2 protein-coding genes are annotated in these 23,788 nt (G+C 75.5%); both read right to left on the bottom strand.

Annotated features, from left to right (window positions below; genetic code table 11):
• Nucleotides 1-24: 24 nt before the first annotated feature.
• Nucleotides 25-22,590: a type I polyketide synthase gene (locus KBX43_RS00035; protein WP_210882091.1), complete on the bottom strand. Its 22,566-nt coding sequence runs from the start codon at nt 22,588-22,590 to the stop codon at nt 25-27.
• 325 nt (nt 22,591-22,915) lie between these two features.
• A complete protein-coding gene (locus tag KBX43_RS00030; protein WP_210882089.1) occupies nt 22,916-23,764 on the bottom strand; it encodes a metallophosphoesterase in 849 nt (282 codons plus the stop codon).
• Nucleotides 23,765-23,788 lie beyond the last annotated feature (24 nt).

The following is a 23,788-nucleotide window of genomic DNA, read 5'->3' as shown; positions in this document are numbered from 1 at the left end:
TGAGCTCCGTACTGGGGACAACGGTCAGGAATCGGTTCCGTCAAGCGCCAGCCTGACGAGGGCGTCGGTGTCGAGGTCGTCGAGGTCCAGGTCCTCGTCGGTGGACTCGTCACCGTCGTCGCCGTCGGTGTCGGCGAGGTTGAGCAGCAGGTCCAGCAGCCCGGCCTCACGGAGGCGGGCCAGCGGGATCGCCGCGAGCGTCTGCCGGACGGCCGCCTCCGTCGGGTCGCCGTCGTCCGCCTGCGCCGCCTCGGGCAGCAGGCCGTCGAGCAGGTTCTCGGCGAGCACGGCCGGGTTCGGGTAGTCGAAGACGAGGGTCGCGGGCAGCGACAGGCCGGTGACGCCGGTCAGTCGGTTGCGCAGCTCGACCGCCGTCAGCGAGTCGAATCCGAGCTCCTTGAACGCCCGCTGCGGCTTGACCCGGTCCGTTCCCGCGTGGCCGAGCACGGCCGAGGCGTGGGTGCGGACCAGGTCGACCATGTGCCGGACCCGCTCGGGGTGGGGCAGGGTGAGCAGGTGCTCCCGCAGGGCGTCGGCGGCACCGCCGGGCTGCTGCTCCACGGCGTGGGCGTGCAGCGCCTCCCGGGCCTCGGCGATGTCGTCGAGCAGCGGCCGGGGGCGGGCCGAGGCGTACGCCGGGGCGAAGACCGCCCAGTCGACGTCCACCACGGTCAGCGCCGCCCTGGGCAGGCCGGCGGCGTACCGCATGGCGTGCACGGCGTCGGCCGGCGCCATGGCGGTCAGGCCGCGCCGGGCCAGCATCTGCTGGGCTTCGCCGGTGGCCATGCCGCCGTCGGCCCACGGTCCCCAGGCCACGGACGTCGCCGCCAGGCCCCGGCCGCGCCGCTGCTCGGCGAGCGCGTCGAGGAAGGCGTTGCCGGCGGCGTACGCGGACTGCCCGCCGCTGCCCCACACCCCGGCGATGGAGGAGAAGAGCACGAACGCGTCCAGCGGCCGGTCGCCGAGCAGGGCGTCCAGGTGCAGCGCGCCGGCCACCTTGCCGTCGAGCACGCCCGCGAACGCGGCCAGGTCGGTGTCGGCGATCAGCCCGGACTCGCCGGCGCCCGCCGCGTGCACCACGGCCGTCAGCGGCGCCGGATCCTCGTCGAGGCGGGCCAGCAGCGCCGCCACCTGGTCGCGCTCGGCGACGTCGCAGGCGACGACCGACGCCCGTACGCCCTGGGCGATCAGCTCCTCGCGCAGCTCCACGGCCCCCGGGGCGTCCCCGCCGCGGCGGCTGGTCAGCACGACGTGCTCCGCCCCGTTGGCCGCCGCCCAGCGGGCTACGTGCGCGCCCAGCGCGCCCGTGCCGCCGGTGACCAGCACGGTGCCGGACGGCCGCCACCGCTGCGCCGTGTCGGGGGCGGCGGGCGCCGAGCGGACCAGGCGACGGACGAACACCCCGGAGGGGCGTACGGCAAGCTGGTCCTCGTCGCCGGCGCCGGTCACCACCCGCGCCAGCCGGTCCCAGGCCGTCGCGTCGGCCTGCTCGGGCAGATCCACCAGCCCGCCCCACAGGTGGGGGTGTTCCAGGCCCGCCACGAGCCCCAGGCCCCAGAGCCCGCTCTGGACGGCAGCGTGCACGGTGTCCCCGTCGCCCGTGCTGACCGCGCCCTGCGTCAGGCACCACAGCCGGGTCGTCGCCCCGGTGTCGTGCAGCGCCTGGAGCAGCAGCAGCGTGGCGGCCGTCCCGACCGGCACGGCCGGGTGGGCGGGGTGCGGCTGGTCGCGGAGGCCGAGCAGGGAGAGCACGCCGGTGACGGGACCGTCGGCCAGCGCGTCGCCCAGCCGCCGGGCGAGGCCCGCCCGGTCGGTGCCGGCCGGGTCGACGGTGAGCCGGACCACGGCGGCGCCGACCTCGGCGAGGGCCTTGGTGACCGCCTCCGCCCGGGTGCCGTCCGCCAGGTCGTCCTGCGCCGTCACGAGCAGCCACGAGCCGGGCCGCGCCGGGCCGACGGTGATGTCGGCGCGCTTCCATCCGACGCGGTACGACCATGCGTCCAGGACGGCCCGCTGCGTGCGCGCCCGGTGCCAGGTCGACAGGACCGGCAGGGCCGGGGTGAGGGCGTCCAGGGCGGCGCCGTCCTCGCCGAACTGGGCGGCGAGGGCGCTCAGGTCGCCGCGTTCGACGGCCTTCCAGAAGTCGGCGTCGCCGCCGTCGGTCGCCGTCTGCCGCGGCCGGTTCGCCGGCTCGGGCCAGTACCGCTCCCGCTGGAAGGCGTACGTGGGCAGGTCCACCCGCCGCGCGCCGGTCTCGGCGAACCACTGCGCCCAGGTCACCGGCACGCCGTGCACGTGCAACTCGGCCAGGGCGTGCAGCAACGCCTGCGCCTCCGAACGGTCACGGCGCTGCACAGCCACCGCCAGCACACCGTCGTCGGGCAGCACGTCGGCGGTCATCGCGGTCAGGACGCTCTGCGGACCGACCTCCAGGAACGTGTCCACCCCGGCAGCCCGCAGAGCGGCGATCCCGTCGGCGAAGCGCACCGCCTCGCGCACGTGCCGCACCCAATACTCCGGCGTACGGATCTCATCGCCGGCCAGGGCACCGGTCACGTTCGACACGACCGGCAACAACGGCGCGGCGAACTCCAACCCGTCGAGAACGGCCCGGAAATCAGCGAGCATCGGCTCCATCAACGGACTGTGGAACGCGTGGCTCACCGCGAGCCGACGGGTACGCACCCCCCGATCCCGCCAAACCCGCTCCACCTCATCCAACGCGTCAACGGCACCCGACACCACCACAGCGGCAGGCCCGTTAACCGCCGCGATACCAACCCTGCCGGTCAGCCCCGCGAGAGACTCCGCCACCGCAGCCTCGTCGGCCGCCACGGCCAGCATCCCGCCACCGGTCGGCAGCGCCTGCATCAACCGGCCCCGCGCCGCCACCAACTGACACGCATCCGCCAGGGACAACACGCCCGCGACATGCGCCGCCGTCACCTCACCGATCGAATGACCAGCCACCACATCGGGAACGATCCCGAACGACTCCACCAGACGGAACAACGCCACCTCGACCGCGAACAACCCGGCCTGCGTGAACACCGTCTGATCCAGCAACTCCGCCTCGGCGGACCCCGACGACGCGAACAGCACCTCCCGCAACGGACGCGGCAACAACGGATCCAGGTGCCCACACACCTCGTCCAACGCGGCGGCGAACACCGGGAACAGGGCCGACAACTCCCGGCCCATCCCCGCACGCTGCGCACCCTGACCCGAGAACAACAGCGCCAACTGGCCGCGCGCGGCGGCAGAACCGGTCACGACGGCCCCCGACGGCTCGCCGGCCGCCACTGCCGCGAGACCCGCCAGCAGCTCGTCCCGGCTCGCCCCGGACACCACCGCCCGGTGCTCCAACGCCGACCGCGACGCCACCGACGACCACGCCACATCCACGCCGCGTGGGGCCTCGTCCACGGCGAGCCACCGCGCCCACCGGCCCGCCTGCCCGGCGAGTGCCGCGGCGTCGCGGGCCGACAGCAGCACCGGCACCACCGGCACCTCGCGGACGACGACCTCCCCCTCAACCACCTCGGCGGGCGGCTGCTCGATGATCACGTGCGCGTTCGTGCCGGAAATCCCGAACGACGACACCCCCGCCCGACGCGGCCGACCCACCCGCGGCCACGGCACCGCCTCGGTCGCCAGAGCGACCGCCCCGGCCGTCCAATCGACGTGCGGGGACGCCTCATCCACATGCAGCGTCGCCGGGACGACGCCGTGCCGCATCGCCAACACCATCTTGATCACACCAGCCACACCCGCAGCCGCCTGCGCATGCCCGATGTTCGACTTCACCGACCCGAGCAGCAGCGGCCGATCCTGCGGACGCTCCTGCCCGTACGTCGCCAACAACGCCTGCGCCTCGATCGGGTCACCCAGCGTCGTACCCGTACCGTGCGCCTCCACCACATCCACATCGGCGGTGGTGAGCCGGGCGTTCGCCAGGGCCTGCCGGATCACCCGCTGCTGCGACGGGCCGTTGGGCGCCGTCAAGCCGTTCGACGCACCGTCCTGGTTCACGGCGCTGCCCCGCACCACCGCCAGGATCCGCCGGCCCTCCCGCTGCGCGTCGGAGAGCCGTTGCACCAGCAGCACACCCACACCCTCGGACCAGCCCGTGCCGTCCGCCGACGCCGCGAACGACCTACACCGGCCGTCGGCCGACAGACCCCGCTGCCGCGAGAACTCCACGAACGTGCCGGGCGTCGCCATCACCGTCACACCACCGGCCAACGCCAGATCACACTCACCCGACCGCAACGCCTGCACCGCGAGGTGCAACGCCACCAGCGACGACGAGCACGCCGTGTCGACAGTGACCGCCGGGCCTTCGAGGCCGAAGGTGTACGCGACCCGGCCGGACAGCACGCTGCCCGAGTTGCCGGTGCCGATGTAGCCCTCGACCTCGGGCGTCTCCATCAGGCGCGTCGAGTAGTCGTGGTAGATGACGCCCGCGAAGACACCGGTCCGGCTGCCCCGCAGGCCGGACGGGTCCAGGCCCGCCGACTCGAACGTCTCCCAGGACGCCTCCAGCAGCAGCCGGTGCTGCGGGTCCATGGCGAGGGCCTCGCGCGGCGAGACACCGAAGAAGCCGGGGTCGAACTCCGCCGCGCCGTACAGGAAACCGCCGTGGCGGGTGTACGAGGTGCCGGCGTGGTCGGGGTCCGGGTCGTACAGCGACTCCAGGTCCCAGCCCCGGTCGGCCGGGAACTCCCCGATGCCCTCCCCACCGGTGCTGACCAGCTTCCACAGCTCGTCGGGAGACTCCACCCCGCCGGGATAGCGGCAGGCCATGCCGACGATCGCGATCGCCTCGTCGGCGTCGCCGGTCGCCGCCTCGTCGGTCGTGACGGCGCCGGGCCGGGTGCCGGCGAGTTCCGCGTACACGTGGGCCGCCAGGACCTGCGGGGACGGGTGGTCGAACACCAGGGTCGAGGTGAGGCGCAGGCCGGTCGCGCCGTTCACCCGGTTGCGCAGCTCGACGGCGGTCAGCGAGTCGAAGCCCAGGTCCTTGAACGCCCGGTCGGCCGGCACCGCCTCGGCGCCGCCGTGCCCGAGGACCTGCGCGACCAGGCCCCGGATCAGCTGGTCGACCTGCGCGAGGCCGTCCTCTGCGCTGAGGCCGGTGAGGCGGTCGGCCCAGCCGCCGGGGGCGCCCTGGCCGGCGCGGCGGCGGGTCGTCGCCACGTCGACCAGGTTGCGCAGCATCGGCGGTACGACCGCGCCGGCTGCTGCCGCCCGCAGCGCGGGTACGTCGATCGCGGCCGGCACCAGCGCCGCCCGCTGTGCCCCCACGGCGGCGTCGAAGAGTTCCAGGCCGGTGCGGGCGTTCATCGGTCGGAGTCCGGCGCGTGCCGTACGGGCCCGGTCGTTGCCGCCGATCGACGCGGCCATGCCTGCGGTGTCCCACATGCCCCACGCCAGGCTGACCGCCGGCAACCCGAGCTGCCGCCGCCACACCGCCAACCCGTCCAGGAACGCGTTGCCCGCCGCGTACGCCGACTGACCCGGCGAACCCAGCACACCCGCCACCGACGAGAACACCACGAACAAGTCGAGACCCAGCGACGCCGTCGCCTCGTGCAACAACCAACCCGCCGACACCTTCGGCGCCAACACCCTTACCAGACGCTCCTCGCTGACCCGCTCGATCACCCCGTCATCCAGGACACCGGCGGTGTGCACCACACCCGCCAGCCGACCCCCGGCGGAAACCTCCGCCACCAGCGCGCCGATCTGCTCCCGGTCGGTCACATCACAGGCGACCACCCGCACCGACGCACCCAGCGCCGACAACCGCTCCGACAACTCACCCGCACCCGCAGCCCCCGGACCACGCCGCGACACCAGCACCAGCGACCGCACACCATGCGCCGACACCAGATGCTCCGCCACCAACGCCCCGAGCGCACCCGTACCACCGGTCACCAGCACCGCACCGTCACCCACAACCGGCGTCTCCACCGACACCGGGGCGACCGCACGCACCAGACGCGGCACGAACACCGCGCCCGCACGCACCGCGACCTGACCGCCGGCCGGGTCCGCGGCGAAGCGGGCCAGGATGCCGAGCGTGCCGGGGTTGATCGCGTCGTCGACGTCGGCCAGGACGATGCGACCGGGGTGCTCGGACTGCGCGGAGCGCAGCAGGCCCCACACGGCCGCCGCGGCCAGGTCGCTCACCCGGTCCCCGTCGCGGACGGCCAGCGCGCCCCGGGTCACCACCACGAGCTTCGAGTCGGCCAGCGCGTCGACGGCCAGCCACTCCTGCACCAGGCCCAGCACGTCGGCGGTGACAGTGCGTACGGCCTCCGCCGGGTCGCCGTCGTCGGCGGGCGACGCGGCCGGCGTGAAGAGCAGCAGGCGCGGCGGGGCGATGCCGGCGTCGATGGCGGCGCGCAGCTGCCGGATCGTCTCGGCGGAGGGGCCACCGGGGACGCCCGGCAGGGCCGGCCCGCCCAGCACCGCCCAGCCCGACGCGTCGTCGACCGGGTCGGCCTCCTCGGCCTGCCAGGCCACCTCGAACAGGGAGCGCGACGCCGCGTTCGGGGCGGCCACCCCGGTCAGCTCCCGCAGGACGAGGGAGTCCACCGACACCACCGGCGCGCCCGCCTCGTCGCGGGCGGTCAGCCGCACCGCGGAGCCGTTGCGGGTCAACCGCACCCGCAGCAGCCTCGCGCCGGAGGCGTGCACCTGTACGCCCTCGAAGGCGAAGGGCACGCGCGGCCCGCCCGTCTCCTCGGCGCCGGGCAGCAGCCCGATCGGGTGCAGGGCGGCGTCCAGCAGCGCCGGGTGCACGCCGAAGCGAGCCGCCTCCGCCGCCGCGTCGTCCGGCAGGACCACCTCGGCGAAGACGTCGTCCTCGCCGGTCCACACCCGGCGCAGCCCCTGGAACGCCGGCCCGTACGACAGGCCGTGTTCGAGGAGCGCCGGGTACCAGCCGGTCAGGTCCACCTCGGTGGCGCCGGCGGGCGGCCAGGCGGTCGGCTGCGGTTCGTCGGCCGTGGCCGGTTCCAGCACGCCCTCCGCGTGCCGGGTCCAGCCCGCCTCGGGGTCGTCGTCGGGGCGGGAGTAGACGGCGACGGGGCGCTGCGGCGAATCCGACGCGGACACCCGCACCTGGATCCGTACGGCGCCGGACTCGGGGAGCACCAGCGGCACGAGCACCGTCAGGTCCCGCAGCCGCGGCAGGTCCGCCTCGTCGCCGGCGCGGACGGCAAGCTCCACGAGGGCCGTGCCCGGGACCAGCGGCACGCCGGAGACGACGTGGTCGGCCAGCCAGGGGTGGGTGGTCGGGGAGATCCGGCCGGTCAGCACGATCTCGTCGTCGCCGGCCAGGTCCACGGCCGCGCCGAGCAGACCGTGCTCGGCCACGCCGAGGCCGGCGCCGCTGACGTCGCCGGCGCGCAGCCGGCCCACGGCCGGCCAGAAGCGCTGCCGCTGGAACGGGTACGTCGGCAGGTCGACCGGGCGGGTTCCGGCCGGTAGGAGGGCGGTCCAGGTGACCGGCGTGCCGTGCGCGTAAAGCTCCGCAAGCGCGTGGACCAGCGACGCCGGCTCGGGTCGGCCGGGGCGCAGGGTCGCCACGACCGCCGCCGCGTCGTCGTCCGGCAGGCAGGCGCCCACCATGCCGGCGAGCACCGCGTCGGGGCCCAGTTCGAGGAAGGTACGGACGTTGCGCTCGCGCAGGCTCGCGATCCCGTCGGCGAAGCGGACGGTCTCGCGTACGTGGCGGACCCAGTAGTCGGGGGTGCCGATCTCGTCGGGGTCGGCGACCTGCCCGGTCAGGTTCGACACGATCGGCAGGACGGGCCAGTGGAACGTCAGTCCGTCGAGCGTCTGCCGGAACTCGGCCAGCATCGGCTCCATGAGCGGGCTGTGGAACGCGTGGCTGACGGTGAGCCGGCGCGTACGCACACCCCGGTCCTTCCAGGCCCGCTCCACCTCGTCGAGGGCCTCGGCGGCGCCGGAGACCACCACGGCGGTGGGGCCGTTGACGGCGGCGACGCCGACCCGGTCGGCGAACGGGACGATCGACTCGGCCACCGCGGCCTCGTCGGCGGCCACGGCGAGCATGCCACCGCCCGCCGGCAGGGCCTGCATGAGCCTGCCCCGCGCGGCGACCAGCGCACACGCGTCGGCCAGGGAGAGCACGCCCGCCACATGCGCCGCCGCGATCTCGCCGATGGAGTGCCCGGCCACCAGGTCCGGCACCACACCGAACGACTCCACCAGGCGGAACAACGCCACCTCGACCGCGAACAGGCCCGCCTGGGTGAACACCGTCTGATCCAGCAACTCCGCCCCGGGCGTGCCCTCCGACGCGAACAGCACCTCCCGCAACGGACGCGGCAACAACGGATCCAGGTGACCACACACCTCGTCCAACGCGGCGGCGAACACCGGGAACGCCCCGTACAACCCGCGACCCATGCCGGCGCGCTGCGCGCCCTGGCCGGAGAAGAGGACGGCGGTGCGGCCGCTGCGGGCGATCCCCCGCACGACGGCGGCCGAGGGCTCGTCGTCGGCCAGCGCACCGAGGGCGGCGAGCAGCCCGGCGCGGTCGGCGGGCAGCAGCACGGCGCGGTGCTCGAAGGCGCTGCGGGCGGTGGCGAGGGCCCGGCCCACGTCGGCGATGGTCAGGTCCGGCTCGCCGTCGACGAGGGTCCGCAGCCGGCGCGCCTGCTCGTGCAGGGCGGCGGCGTCGCGGGCAGACAGGACGCAGGCGACGAGGTCGCCCGGGACGCCCGTGGCGGGGGCGGCCTGCGCCGGGGCGGGCTCGGGGGCCTGCTCCACGATGGTGTGCGCGTTGGTGCCGCTGATGCCGAACGACGACACCGCCGCGCGGCGGGGCCGGTCGACGGCGGGCCACGGCCGGGCCTCGGTGAGCAGCGCGACCGACCCGGCCGTCCAGTCGATGTGCGGGGACGGCTTCTCGGCGTGCAGGGTCGGCGGCAGCACGCCGTGCCGCATCGCCAGCACCATCTTGATCACACCGGCGACGCCGGCCGCCGCCTGGGCGTGGCCGATGTTCGACTTGACCGACCCCAGCCACAGCGGACGGTCCTGCGGTCGGCCCTGCCCGTACGTGGCCAGCAGCGCCTGCGCCTCGATCGGGTCGCCGAGGGCGGTGCCGGTGCCGTGCGCCTCGACGGCGTCCACATCGGTGGTGGCGAGCCGGGCGTTGGCGAGCGCCTGCCGGATCACCCGCTGCTGGGCGGGGCCGTTCGGCGCGGTCAGACCGCTGCTGGCGCCGTCCTGGTTGACGGCGCTGCCACGCACGACGGCGAGCACGCGGTGACCGTTGCGCTGCGCGTCGGAGAGGCGCTCCAGCAGGAGCATGCCGACGCCCTCGGCGAAACCGGTGCCGTCGGCGCCGGCGCCGAACGCCTTGCACCGCCCGTCGGGCGACAGGCCGCGCTGCCGGGAGAACTCGGTGAGCATGCCGGGGGTGGACATGACGCTCACCCCGCCGGCGAGGGCGAGGCGGCACTCGTCCTGCCGCAGCGCCTGGGTGGCCAGGTGCAGCGCCACCAGCGACGACGAGCAGGCGGTGTCGACGGTGACGGCAGGGCCCTCCAGGCCGAACAGGTACGAGATGCGGCCGGAGGCGACGCTGCCGGCGCTGCCGTTGCCGACGTGGCCGTCCAGTTCGTCGGTGCCGCCGGCGGCCTGGGAGGCGTAGTCGTGGTAGATCAGGCCGACGTAGACGCCGGTGCTGCTGCCCCGCGCCGAGTGGGGGTCGATCCCGGCCCGCTCGAAGGCCTCCCAGGAGGTCTCCAGCAGCAGCCGCTGCTGTGGGTCCATCGCCAGGGCCTCGCGGGGCGAGATCCCGAAGAAGGCGGCGTCGAACTGGGCGGCGTCGTGGAGGAAGCCACCCTGCCGTGGTACGGCGCCCGGGTCCTGGCCGTCGGCGCGCAGGTCGTCGAGGTTCCAGCCCCGGTCGGTGGGGAAGGGCGAGATGACGTCGGCTCCGGCGGTGAGCACGTCCCAGAGCTGCTCGGGGGTCTGCACGTCGCCGGGGAACCGGCAGGCCATGCCGATGATGGCGATCGGTTCGTCGAGGGCGGCGGCGGTGCCGACCGCGGCGGGCCGGTCCACGACTGCCGCGCCGCCGAGCTCCCGGTCCAGGAACTCGGCGAGCACCACAGGGGTCGGGTAGTCGAACGCCACGGTGGCGGGCAGCCGCAGGCCGGTGGCGGCGGAGAGCCGGTTGCGCAGTTCCACCGAGGTGAGCGAGTCGAAGCCCAGTTCCTTGAAGGCGCGCTGGGCGTCGACGGTCTCCGCCGAGCGGTGCCCGAGCACTGCCGCCACGCCGGCGGCCACCAGGTCGAGCAGGTGGGAGCGCCGCTCCGCCGGGCCGAGCGTCGCCAGCCGGTCGCGTACGGAGGCGGTGTCCGCGAGGCCGCGACCCACCGCGCGCCGGGCCGGGCCTCCCGCACGGACCACGTCCCGCAGCAGGCTGGGCACGTTCTGGCCGGTCGCCCGCGACGCCGGCGGCAGGTTCATGAGGACGAGGTGCGCCGCGCCGCGTTGTCGCGCCAGCTCGTACAGCGCCACGCCCTGCCGGTCGGTCAACGGGGCGCTGGTGGCGCGGATCGCCTTGCGGTGCTCGTTGCCGCCCAGGTGGGCGGTCATGGCGCTGCTGGTCGCCCACAGCCCCCAGGCGAGGCTGGTGGCGGGCAGCCCCTGCTCACGCCGGTGCCGGGCGAGGGCGTCGAGGAACGCGTTCGCCGCCGCGTAGTTGCCCTGCCCCGGCGAGCCGAGGGTGGCCGCCACCGACGAGAACAGCACGAACGCCGACAGGTCCAGGTGCCGCGTGGCCTCGTGCAACGCCCACCCGGCGTCCACCTTCGGCGCCAGCACCGTACGCAGGGCGGACTCGTCCAGCGAACCGATGGTCGCGTCGGCGATCACCCCGGCGGTGTGCACCACGGCGGTCAGCGGGTGCGCCGGGTCCACCAGTTCCAGCAGCCGGGTCACCTGCACGGGGTCGGTCACGTCGGCGGTGCCGGCGGTGACCCGGGCGCCCGCGCGGGTCAGCGCGTCGACCAGCTCCCGGTAGTGCTCGGGGCCACGGCGGGAGGCCAGCAGCAGGTGCCGGGCCTGGCCGGTGGCGACGAGGTGCCGGGCGAACACGCCGGCGAGGGCGCCGCCGGCGCCGGTGACGAGCACGGTGCCGTCCGGGTCGGCGGGGGCGGGCACCCGCAGGACGACCTTGCCGATGTGCCGGGCCTGGCTGATGTGGCGCAGCGCCTGCCGGGCCTGACGCACGTCCCACACCCGTAGCGGCAGCGGGCGCAGCGCGCCGCGTGCGAACAGGTCGAGCAGCTCGGTGAGCATCTCCCCGATGCGCCGGTGCCCGGCCTCGTTGAGGTCGAACGCGCGGTAGGTGACGCCCGGGTGGTCGGCGGCGACGGTTTCGGCGTCGCGTACGTCGGCCTTGCCCATCTCCACGAACCGGCCACCGCGCGGCAGCAGCCGCAGCGACGCGTCCACGAACTCACCGGCGAGGGCGTCGAGCACCACGTCGACGCCGGCACCTCCGGTGGCCGCGCCGAAGGTCTGCTCGAACTCGGTGGTCCGCGACGACGCGATCCGCTCCTCGGCCACCCCGAGTTCCCGCAGCACGCCCCACTTGCCGGGGCTGGCGGTGGCGTGGACCGTCGCGCCCCAGTGCCGGGCGAGCTGGATGGCGGCCATGCCGACGCCACCGGCGCCGTTGTGGATCAGCACCGACTCGCCGGACCGCAGCCCGGCGAGGTCCCGCAGCGCGTAGTACGCGGTCAGGAACACCACCGGCACGGAGGCGGCCTGCGCGAACGACCAGCCGGCGGGGATCTTCGCCACGAGGTCGCGGGTGGCGATCACCTCGGGGGCGAAGGCCGGCTCGAACATGCCGAGCACCCTGTCGCCGGGGGCCAGGTCGGTCACGCCGGGGCCGACCTCGACCACGACGCCCGCGCCCTCGCTGCCCATCACGGCCGCCGGATCCGGGTACATGCCCAGGCCGATCAGCACGTCGCGGAAGTTCACGCCGGCCGCGCGCACCGCGATGCGCACCTGGCCCGTGTCCAGGGCGGCGGAGGCGGCGGGCACCATGCCGACGCCGTCGAGGGTGCCGGGGCTGACCGCCCCGACCCGCCACAGTCCGTCCGGCGGGACGAGTTCGTCGGCGGCCTGGCCGGCGGGCCGGCCCAGGCGGGGCGTGCGCACCTCGTTGCCGCGTACGGCCACCTGGCCGCCGGTCGGCGAGGGGTTCTCGGCGACGGCGGCGAGCACGGCGAGGGTGGCCGGGGTGAGGTCCCCGTCGACGTCGGCGAGGACGATCCGCCCCGGGTGCTCGGACTGCGCCGAGCGCAGCAGACCCCAGACCGCCGCGCCGGGCAGGTCCCGCACCGCGTCCGCCGGGGTGGCGGCCACCGCCGCCCGGGTCAGCACGACGAGCGTGGTGTCGGCCAGCGCCTCACTGTCCAGCCAGGAGTGCAGCACTGCCAGGACGCGGGCGGTGGCCGTACGGACTTCGTCGGGCAGGTCGCCGTCCGGGGTGCCGGCGGGCACGGGGACCACGAGCGCGCGGGGCGCCTCGACCGTACCGGCCGAGACCGCCGCGGTCAGCTCGCCGACGGTCGGGAACACCGGCGTGACGAGGTCCGCCGGGGCGGGTCCGTCGCCGAGCAGCACCCAGCCGGAGACGTCCCGCGCCGGGGTGACCGTCTCGGCCTGCCACGTCACCTCGAACATCGACCGCTCCGCGGCCTCCGCACCGGTGGCGTCGGTCATCTCCCGCAGGGCGAGCGACTCGACCGACACCACGGGCACGCCGGACTCGTCCCCGGCCACCAGCCGCACGCGCGAGCCCACACGGGTCAGCCGAACCCGCAGCGTCCGGGCGCCGGAGGCGTGCACCTGCACGCCCTCGAACGCGAACGGCACGCGCGGTCCGCCGGAGCGCTCGGCCAGCAGCAGCCCGACGGGGTGCAGGGCGGCGTCCAGCAGCGCCGGGTGCACGGCGAAGCCGCCGGCGTCGCCGGCCGCCTCGTCCGGCAGGGTCACCTCGACGTACGCCTCGTCGCCGGCGGTCCACAGCCGCCGCAGGCCCCGGAACGCCGGTCCGTAGGCCAGGCCGCGCTCCGCGAGCGCCGGGTACCAGCCGGCGAGGTCCACCTCGGTGCCTCCGGCCGGCGGCCAGGAGCCCAGCGCCGGCTCGTCGGTGGCCTGCTCCAGCAGACCGTCGGCGTGCCGCGTCCAGGGGTCCTCAGGGTCGCCGTCGGGCTGCGAGTGCACCGCCACGCTCCGGGTTCCGGAGCCGTCGGCCGCGCCGACGCGCACCTGCACGCGGATCGCGCCCGGGTTCGGCAGCACCAGCGGCGCGGCGACGGTCAGTTCCCGCACCCGGGAGGCGCCGACCTCGTCGCCGGCGCGCACCGCGAGCTCGACGAGGGCCGTGCCCGGCAGCACCACGGCGCCGCCGACCACGTGGTCGGCGAGCCACGGGTGCGTGGACGCCGACAGCCGGCCGGTCAGCACGACCTCGTCGTCGCCGGCGAGGCGCACCGCCGCGCCGAGCAGCCCGTGCCCGGCCGCGCCCAGCCCCGCGCCCGACACGTCGCCGGTGGCGGAGCGGTCGAGCACCGGCCAGAACCGGTCCCGCTGGAAGGCGTACGTGGGCAGGTCGACAGGGGTGGCGCCGGAGCCGGCGAAGACGCGCGACCAGTCGACGGGCACGCCGGCGACGTGCAGCTCGCCGAGGTTGGCCAGTAGCTGACGCGGCCCGTGCCCGTCGCGGCGCAGCGAGCCCACCACCACGCCGCCGTCGGCCTTCCGGTCGAGCGCGTCCTGCACGGCGATCTTGAGTACGGGGTGCGGGCTGACCTCGACGAACGTCCGGAAGCCCCGCTCGATCAGCTGGTCCACGACCGGCGCGAGCCGGACCGGCTCCCGCAGGTTGCGGTACCAGTAGTCGGCGTCGAGCCCGGCGGTGTCGATCGGCTCGCCGGTGACTGTGGAGTGGAAGGGCACGGTGCTGGAGCGGGGGTCCACGGTGCCGAACCGGGCGATCACCTCGTCGCGGATCGGGTCGACGTGGCCGCTGTGCGCCGCGAAGTCGACGGCGATCTGCCGGGCGCGGACGTCGCGCTCGGCACAGTGCGCGAGCAGTTCGGCGACCGACGCCGAGTCGCCGGCGACCACTGTCACGGCGGCGCCGTTGAGGGCGGCGACGGAGAGGCTGCCCCGCCACGGCGCGATGAGCCGCTCGGTGTCGGCGGCCGGGAGCGGCACGGAGACCATGCCGCCGCGACCCGCGATCGACAGCAGGCCGTGGCTGCGCGCCACGACGAGCCGCGCGGCTTCGGCGAGGGTCAACGCGCCGGCGACGCAGGCCGCGGCGAGTTCCCCCTGCGAATGCCCGATGACGGCGGCCGGTTCGACGCCGCACGCGCGCCAGAGATGCGCGAGGGACACCATGACGGAGAAGAGCGCGGGCTGGACCACGTCCACCCGGTCCAGGGGCGGCGCGCCGGGCGCCTGCCGCAGCACGTCCCCCAGGTTCCAGTCGACCAGCCGGGACAGCTCCTCGGCGCACTCGTCCATCCGCTGCCGGAAGACCGGCGAGGTCTCCATCAGGTCCAGCGCCATCGAAGTCCACTGGGAGCCCTGGCCGGGGAAGACGAAGACGACCTTCGACGCGGCGTCCGCGCCCGCCGGGGAGGTGTCGCCGTCGGCGAGGGCGGCCAGCCGGGCGAGCGCGTCGTCCCGGCCGGTGGCCACGACGACCGCGCGGTACGGGTGGTGCGCCCGCTGGGTGGCCAGGGAGAAGCCGAGGTCCCGCGGGTCGAGGTCAGCGTCGCCGGCGAGCCGTTCGCCGAGGCGGGCAGCCTGTGCCCGGAGCGCGCGGGGGCTTCTGCCGGAGACCGGCAGGGGTACGGCGGCGGGCCCGACCAGGCCGGGAACGTGCCCCGCCGGCACGGGCGTCGGGGCTGGCTCGCCGGGTGCCTGCTCGATGACGGTGTGCGCGTTGGTGCCGCTGATGCCGAACGACGACACGGCGGCCCGGCGCGGCCGGTCGACGGCGGGCCACGGCCGGGCCTCGGTGAGCAGGGCGACGGCTCCGGCACTCCAGTCGACGTGGGGCGAGGGCTCGTCCACGTGCAGGGTCGGCGGCAGCACGCCGTGCCGCATCGCCAGCACCATCTTGATCACGCCGGCCACCCCGGCCGCTGCCTGGGAGTGGCCGATGTTCGACTTGATCGAGCCGAGCCAGAGCGGCTCGCCGGCGGCACGGTCCTGGCCGTAGGTGGCCAGCACCGCCTGCGCCTCAATCGGGTCGCCGAGGACGGTGCCGGTGCCGTGCGCCTCGACCGCGTCCACGTCGGCCGGGGCGAGCCGCGCGTTCTCCAGGGCCTGGCGGATGACCCGCTGCTGCGACGGGCCGTTCGGCGCGGTCAGCCCGTTGGACGCGCCGTCCTGGTTCACGGCGGAGCCGCGCAGCACGGCGAGCACCCGGTGCCCGTTGCGCCGGGCGTCGGAGAGGCGCTCCACGAGCAGCATGCCGACGCCCTCGGACCAGCCGGTGCCGTCCGCGCCGGCGGCGAACGCCTTGCACCGCCCGTCCGGGGCGAGGCCGCCCTGCCGGGAGAACTCGGAGAACATGCCGGGCTGCGCCATCAGCGCCACCCCGCCGGCCAGGGCCATGTCGCACTCGCCGCCGCGCAGCGCCTGGGCGGCGAGGTGCAGCGCCACCAGCGACGAGGAGCAGGCGGTGTCGACGGTGACCGCCGGGCCTTCGAGGCCGAACATGTAGGCGACCCGCCCGGAGGCGACGCTGCCCGCCGTGCCGGTCAGCAGGTGCCCCTCGAGGCCGTCCAGGTCGTCGCGTCCGCTGGTGGCGTAGCCGGATGAGGCGGCGCCGACGAAGACGCCGGTGGCGGTGCCGCTGAGGGTGGCGGGGTCGATGCGGGCGTACTCGAAGCTCTCCCAGGCGGTCTCCAGCAGCAGCCGCTGCTGCGGGTCCATGGCGAGGGCCTCACGGGGGCTGATGTTGAAGAAGCCGGCGTCGAAGTCGGCCGCGTCGTAGAGGAAGCCGCCCTGGTGGGTGACGGTGCCGCCGGCCTGGTCGCCGTCCGTGCCGTACAGCCGGTCGAGGTCCCAGCCGCGGTCCGCCGGGAACTCGCCGATGGCGTCGGCCCCGGAGGTGACGAGCTGCCACAGCTGCTCGGGGGTGGCGACGCCGCCGGGGTAGCGGCAGGCCATGCCGATGATGGCGATCGGCTCGTCGGCGTCGGCGGTGACGACCGTACGGACGGTGGCGCCGGCTCCCGTGGCCGGGCCGAGCTGCGCGAACAGGTGCTCGGCCAGCCGGGCCGGGGTGGGATGGTCGAAGGCCAGCGTGGCGGTCAGCCGCAGCCCGGTGGCCGCACCGAGGCGGTTGCGCAGTTCCACCGAGGTCAGCGAGTCGAAGCCCAGGTCCTTGAAGGCGCGGGCGGCGGGGACCGCCTGTGCCGAGGCGTGCCCCAGCACCGTGGCGGCCTGGCCGCAGACCAGGTCGACGAGCGCCTGCCGGGCGTCCGCCTCGGACAGGCCGTCGAGCCGCTCCCGCCACGACGCCCCGGCACTCGGCCGATCGGTGGCGGTGCGGCGCCGGCCGCCGCCGCGCAGCAGGTGCCGCATCAGCGGCGGTACGCCGCTCGCCTCGCCGGTGACGTGGAGGCGGGCCGCGACGAGCACCGGCCGGGCCGCCGGCAGGGCGGCGTCGAAGAGTTCGACGCCCTCGGCCGGGGAGAGCCGGCTCATCCCGACGCGCCGCAGCCGCTGCTGGTCGTCACCGTCGAGGTGGGCGGTCATCGTGCTGTCGGTGGCCCACATGCCCCAGGCGAGGCTGGTGGCGGGCAGCCCCTGCTGCCGGCGGTGCCGGGCGAGGGCGTCGAGGAACGCGTTCGCCGCCGCGTAGTTGCCCTGCCCCGGCGAACCGAGGGTGGCCGCCACCGACGAGAACAGCACGAACGCCGACAGGTCCAGGTGCGCGGTCGCCTCGTGCAACGCCCACCCGGCGTCCACCTTCGGCGCCAGCACCGTACGCAGGGCGGACTCGTCCAGCGAACCGATGGTCGCGTCGGCGATCACCCCGGCGGTGTGCACCACCGCGGTCAGCGGGTACGCCGGGTCGATCCCGGCGACCAGCTCGGTGACCTGCGCGGGGTCGCTGACGTCGACGGCCGCGGCGGTGACGTCGGCGCCCGCGTCGGTCAGTTCCCGGACCAGGGTGGCGTACGCGTCGTCCCGGCCCGGTGCGCGGCGGGAGGCCAGCAGCAGGCGGCGGGCCTGGCCGGTGGCGACGAGGTGCCGCGCGAGCACGCCGGCCAGGGTTCCGGCCGCGCCGGTGAGCAGCACGGTGCCGTCGGGGTCGGCGGGCGCGGGGATGCGCAGCACCACCTTGCCGACGTGGCGGGCCTGGCTGACGTGCCGCAGCGCCTGCCGGGCCTGACGCACGTCCCACACCCGTACGGGCAGCGGACGCAGCGCGCCCCGCGCGAAGAGGTCGAGGATCTCGGTGAGCATCTCGCCGATGCGGGTACTGCCCGCCTCGTTCAGGTCGAACGCGCGGTACGCCACGCCCGGGTGGTCGGCGGCGACCGTCTCCGGGTCGCGTACGTCGGCCTTGCCCATCTCCACGAACCGGCCACCGCGCGGCAGCAGCCGCAGCGACGCGTCCACGAACTCACCGGCCAACGCGTCGAGCACCACGTCCACCCCGGCACCGCCGGTGGCCGCGCCGAAGACCTGCTCGAACTCGGTGGTCCGCGACGACGCGATCCGCTCCCCGGCCACCCCGAGGCCCCGCAGCACACCCCACTTGCCGGGGCTCGCCGTCGCGTGGACGGTGGCGCCGAGGTGGTGGGCGAGCTGGATGGCGGCCATCCCGACGCCACCGGCGCCGTTGTGGATCAGCACCGACTCACCGGACCGCAGCCCGGCGAGGTCCCGCAGCGCGTAGTAGGCCGTCAGGAAGACCAGGGGGACGGACGCCGCCTGGGTGAAGGACCAGCCGGCGGGCATCTTGGCGATGCGCCGGCGATGGGCGACGGCCTGCGGGCTGAACCCGAGTTCGAACATGCCCATCACCCGGTCGCCGGGCACCAGGTCGGTCACGCCGGGGCCGACCTCGACCACGACGCCCGCGCCCTCGCTGCCCATCACGGCCGCCGGATCCGGGTACATGCCCAGGCCGATCAACACGTCGCGGAAGTTCACACCGGCCGCGCGCACGGCGATGCGCACCTGGCCCTCGCCCAGCTCCGCGGGCGTGGCCGGCACCGGCGCGATCCCGTCCAGGGTGCCGCCGGTGACGGGGGCGAGGTGCCACGGGCCGGACGGCGGGGTCAGTTCGTCGCCCACCGGCCGCGCCAGCCTCGGCACGAGGGTGCGCTCGCCGCGCACCGCGAGCTGGCCGCCGGAGACCGACGGGTCGACGGCGGCCCCGGCCAGCACGGCGAGGGTCGCGGGGGTCAGTTCGCCCTCGACGTCGGCGAGGACGATCCGCCCCGGGTGCTCCGACTGCGCCGAGCGCAGCAGGCCCCAGACGGCGGCGGCGGCGAGGTCGGTGACCTGGTCGTCGTCCCCGCTGGCCACCGCGCCCCGGGTCACCACCACGAGCTTCGTGTCGGCCAGCGGCTCGGCGGCGAGCCAGGACCGCAGCACGTCCAGCACACCGCTGGTGGCCGCCCGCACGGCCTCCGGCACGGGGACGCCGGGATCGCCGGCGGGCACCGTCAGCAGCACCTGCCGGGCCGTGGCCCCGTCCGCCGCCAGGGTCGCCACGTCCGCGAAGACCGGCACCTCCGGCAGCGCGTCCGGTGCCGGCCGGCCCAGCACCGCCCACCCCGGAAGGTCGTCGACGCTCTCGATCTGCTCGGCCTGCCAGGTCACCTCGTACAGCGACCGGGCGGCACCGCCCCGGGTCGCCGTCGCGGTCATCTCCCGCAGCACGAGCGAGTCCACCGAGACCACCGGCGCGCCCGAGCCGTCGCAGGCGACCAGCCGCACCCCGGAGCCGTCCCGGGTCAGCCGCACCCGCAGCGTCCGGGCGCCCGAGGCGTGCACCTGCACGCCCTCGAACGCGAACGGCACGCGCGGCCCGCCCGTGGCCTCGGCCTCGAGCAGCAGCGCCACCGGGTGCAGCGCGGCGTCCAGCAGCGCCGGGTGCACCCCGAACGCGCCCGCCTCGCCGGCCGCCCCGTCCGGCAGCGTCACCTCGGCGTACGCCCCACCGTCGGCGGTCCAGGCCCGCCGTACGCCCTGGAACACCGGCCCGTACGACAGGCCGTGCTCGGCCAGCGCCGGATACCAGCCGGTCAGGTCCACCTCGGTCGCGCCCGCCGGCGGCCACTCGCCGAGCCCCGGCTCGTCGGCCGACACCGGTTCGAGCAGGCCGTCGGCGTGCCGCACCCAGTCGGTGTCGTCGTCCTCCTCGGGCTGGGAGTACACGGACACCGTCCGGACGGCGGCGTCGTCGGCAGCGCCGACGCGCACCTGCACGCGTACCGCCCCGGAGTCGGGCAGCACCAGCGGCGCCGCCACGGTCAGCTCCCGTACCCGCGACGCGCCCACCTCGTCGCCGGCGCGGACCGCCAGCTCCACCAGGGCGGTGCCCGGCACCACCACGTTGCCGCCGACCACGTGGTCGGCCAGCCACGGGTGCGTCGACGTCGACAGCCGGCCGGTCAGCACCACCTCGTCGTCGCCGGCGAGCCGCACCGCCGCGCCGAGCAGCGGGTGCCCCGCGACGCCGAGGCCGGCGCCCGACACGTCGCCGACCCGCCACGGCAGCACCTCGGGCCAGAACCGCTCCCGCTGGAAGGCGTACGTGGGCAGGTCGACCCGGGCGGCGCCGGTGTCGGCGAACCACTCCCGCCAGGACACCGGCAACCCGTGCACGTGCAGCTCGGCGAGGGCGTGCAGCAGCGCCTGCGCCTCGGGCCGGTCCCGGCGCTGGGCTGCGACGGCGAGCACGTCGTCGTCGGGCAGCACGTCGGTCGTCATCGCGGTCAGTACGCTCTGCGGGCCGACCTCCAGGAAGGTGTCGACCCCGGCGTCGCGCAGCGCGGCGAGCCCGTCGGCGTAGCGGACCGCCTCGCGGACGTGCCGTACCCAGTAGTCGGGGGTGCGGATCTCGTCGGCGTCGGCGAGCGCACCGGTCAGGTTCGACACGATCGGCAGCGTGGGGGCGGCGAGGTCCAGCCGCTCGACGATGCCGCGGAAGCGCTCCAGCACCGGCTCCATCAGCGGGCTGTGGAACGCGTGACTGACGGCCAACCGGCGGGTACGCACACCCCGGTCGCGCCAGACGCGCTCCACCTCGTCGAGGGCGTCGAGGGCCCCGGAGACCACGACGGAGGTCGGGCCGTTGACGGCCGCGACGCCGACCCGGTCGGTCAGCCCGGCGATCGACTCCGTCACGGCCGCCTCGTCGGCGGCCACGGCGAGCATGCCGCCGCCGTCGGGCAGCGACTGCATGAGCCGGCCCCGCGCCGCCACCAGCAGGCAGGCGTCCTGGAGGGACAGCACCCCGGCCACGTGCGCGGCGGCGATCTCACCGATCGAGTGCCCGCCCACGAAGTCCGGCACCACGCCGAACGACTCCACGAGGCGGAACAGCGCCACCTCGACGGCGAAGAGCCCGGCCTGGGTGAACGCGGTCTGGTCCAGCAGCTCCGCCTCGGCGGAGCCCTCCGGCGCGAACAGCACCTCCTTGAGCGGGCGCGGCAGCACCCGGTCGAGATGCCCGCACGCCTCGTCGAGGGCGGCGGCGAAGACGGGGAACTCGGCGGACAGCTCGCGGCCCATGCCGGTGCGCTGCGCGCCCTGGCCGGAGAAGAGCACCGCCAGCGGACCGCGGTCCCCGGCCTGGCCCGTGACCACGGTGCCCGACGGCGCGCCCGCCGCCAGGGACTCCAGGCCCGTCAGCAGGCCCGCACGGTCCCCGGCGAGCACCACCGCACGCCGGTCGAGCGTCGAGCGGGACACCACCGACGACCAGGCCACATCGAGCGGGCGCGGCTCCTCGTCGTCGCTGAGCCAACGGGCCAGCCGGTCCGCCTGCGCGGCGAGCGCGGCCGGCTGCGCGGCGGAGAGCAGCATGGGCACGACGGCGGGACGGCGGGACGGGGTGGCGTGGTCGCCGGCCGGGTCGGGGGCCGGCGCCTGCTCCAGGATCAGGTGGGCGTTCGTGCCGCTCATGCCGAAGGACGACACGCCAGCCCGGCGGACGTGCTCGCCGCCGGCCCACGGGCGCGCCTCGTCGAGCAGGGCCACGGCACCGGTCGACCAGTCGACGTGCGGTGAGGGCCGGTCCACGTGCAGGGTGGGCGGCAGCACGCCGTGCCGCATCGCCATCACCATCTTGATGACGCCGCCGGCGCCGGCCGCGGCCTGCGGGTGGCCGATGTTCGACTTCAGCGAGCCCAGCCACAGCGGGCGGTCGGCGGGGCGGCCCTGCCCGTACGTGGCCAGCAGCGCCTGCGCCTCGATCGGGTCGCCGAGCCGGGTGCCCGTGCCGTGCGCCTCGACGGCGTCCACGTCGGACGGACTGAGCCGGGCGTTCTCCAGCGCCTGCCGGATCACCCGCTGCTGCGCGGGGCCGTTGGGGGCGGTCAGCCCACTGCTGGCGCCGTCCTGGTTGACGGCGCTGCCCCGGATCACCGCCAGGACGGGGTGCCCGTTGCGCCGGGCGTCGGAGAGCTTCTCGACGAGCAACATGGCGACGCCCTCGGACCAGCCGGTCCCGTCGGCGTCGGCGGAGAACGCCTTGCACCGCCCGTCGGAGGCGAGCCCCCGCTGGCGGGAGAACTCGACGAAGGCGCCCGGCGTGGCCAGCACGGTGACGCCGCCGGCCACGGCGAGGGAGCACTCACCGTCGCGCAGGGCCTGACCGGCGAGGTGCAGGGCGACCAGCGACGAGGAGCAGGCGGTGTCGATGGTGACGGCCGGCCCCTCCAGCCCGAAGGAGTACGCCAGCCGGCCGGACATGACGCTCGCGGCGGTGCCGGTGAGGACGTAGCCCTCCGTGCCCTCGGGCAGTTGCCGCAGCACGGACGTGTAGTCCTGCCCCGCGGTGCCGACGAACACCCCGGTACGGCTGCCCCGCACCGACGCGGCGTCGATGCCGGCCCGCTCGAAGACCTCCCAGGTCACCTCGAGCAGGAGGCGCTGCTGCGGGTCCATGGCCAGCGCCTCGCGCGGCGAGATCCCGAACAGGGTTGGGTCGAACAGACCCGCGTCGCGCAGGAAGCCACCCCGGTTGCTGTACGTGGTGCCGGGGTGGTCGGGGTCGGGGTCGTAGAGCCGGTCGAGGTCCCAGCCCCGGTCGTCGGGGAACGCGCCGGTGGCGTCCACCCCGCCGGCGACGACGTCCCAGAGGTCTTCAGGTGAGGCGACGCCACCGGGGAAACGGCAGGCCATGCCGACGATCGCGATCGGCTCGGCGTCCTCGTCCTCCAGCTCGGTCAGGCGCCGACGCGCCAGGCGGAGCTCGGAGGTCACCCACTTCAGGTGTTCGAGGAGCTTGTCTTCGTCCGCCATGACCCACCCGCCCAGAGCTTGCTATCGATCGGAATCTGCCGATTCGTTGACCACACCACCGCCGGCGGGCCGGCTTCGTGCACAGGTGGGTGCAGACGCGGCCGTTCGGCTCACGAAACCCACACCTGTTCCTGATTCCGGTCGTCGTGCCTGCTCAGGCGCCCGCCACGCCGGACAGTCCCGCCGACACACGCCCGCCACCGTGACTGGACGGTACTGAGCGCCCAACACCCGCCCAACCCCTAGAGAACCCCTGATCGACCGGCCCGCGGGCGGCGTCCCGGCAGGCTCCGGGAGCGGCGGTGACCAGCGCCACGAGGGCCATTCAGGCGGCCGACGGCAGGATGCGGCGCAGCCGGCCGGGGGGCGTCGACCGGCGGCGCCACTCCCGCGGGTAGCCGACCGAGACCTCTTCGAACCGGACCCCGTCGTACCAGGTGGTGCGCGGGATGTGCAGGTGACCGTAGACGGCGACGCGGGCGTCGAAGCGGACGTGCCAGTCGGCAGTGGTCTCGGTGCCGCACCACTGGGCGAACTCCGGGTACCGCAGGATCCGGGTGGGCTCGCGTACGAGCGGGAAGTGGTTGACCAGGACGGTGGGCAGCCCGCCGCGCCCGGCGGTGAGCCGGCGCTCCGTCAGGGCCAGCCGCGCCCGGCACCAGGCGTCCCGCGTCGGGTACGGGTCCGGGTGCAGCAGGATCTCGTCGGTGCAGACCACGCCGACCTCGTGGGCCCGTGCCAGGGCCTGCTCCTTCGTGTACGTCCCCGGGGGCCGGAAGGTGTAGTCGTAGAGCAGGAACAGCGGCGCGATCAGGACCGGGTCGTCGCCCTGCGGGTCCCAGACGGGGTACGGGTCCTCCGGAGTCACCACCCCGAGCCCCCGGCACAGCTCCACCAGGTGCTGGTAGCGCGCGTCCCCCCGCAGCTGGATCGGGTCCTCGCGGGGAGTCCACAGCTCGTGGTTGCCGGGGGCCCAGATGACCTTGGCGAAGCGGCGGCTGAGGAGTCCCAGCGCCCACTCGATGTCGCCGACGAACTCCCCGACGTCGCCGGCGACGACGAGCCAGTCGCCGTCGCGCTCCGGCCGCAGCCGCTCGACGATGGCCTTGTTCTCCGCGTGCACCACGTGCAGGTCGCTGATGGCGAGCAGTTGAGGCAAGCCGGATCCGGCCATGCGGACCTCCCGTCCATCCGGGGT

It is taken from the genome of Micromonospora sp. C41 (genome assembly GCF_018070485.1).
Lineage (GTDB): Bacteria > Actinomycetota > Actinomycetes > Mycobacteriales > Micromonosporaceae > Micromonospora > Micromonospora chalcea.
The sequence above is the reverse complement of the archived record's forward strand: the minus strand, read 5'-3'. Positions and strand labels throughout refer to the sequence as shown.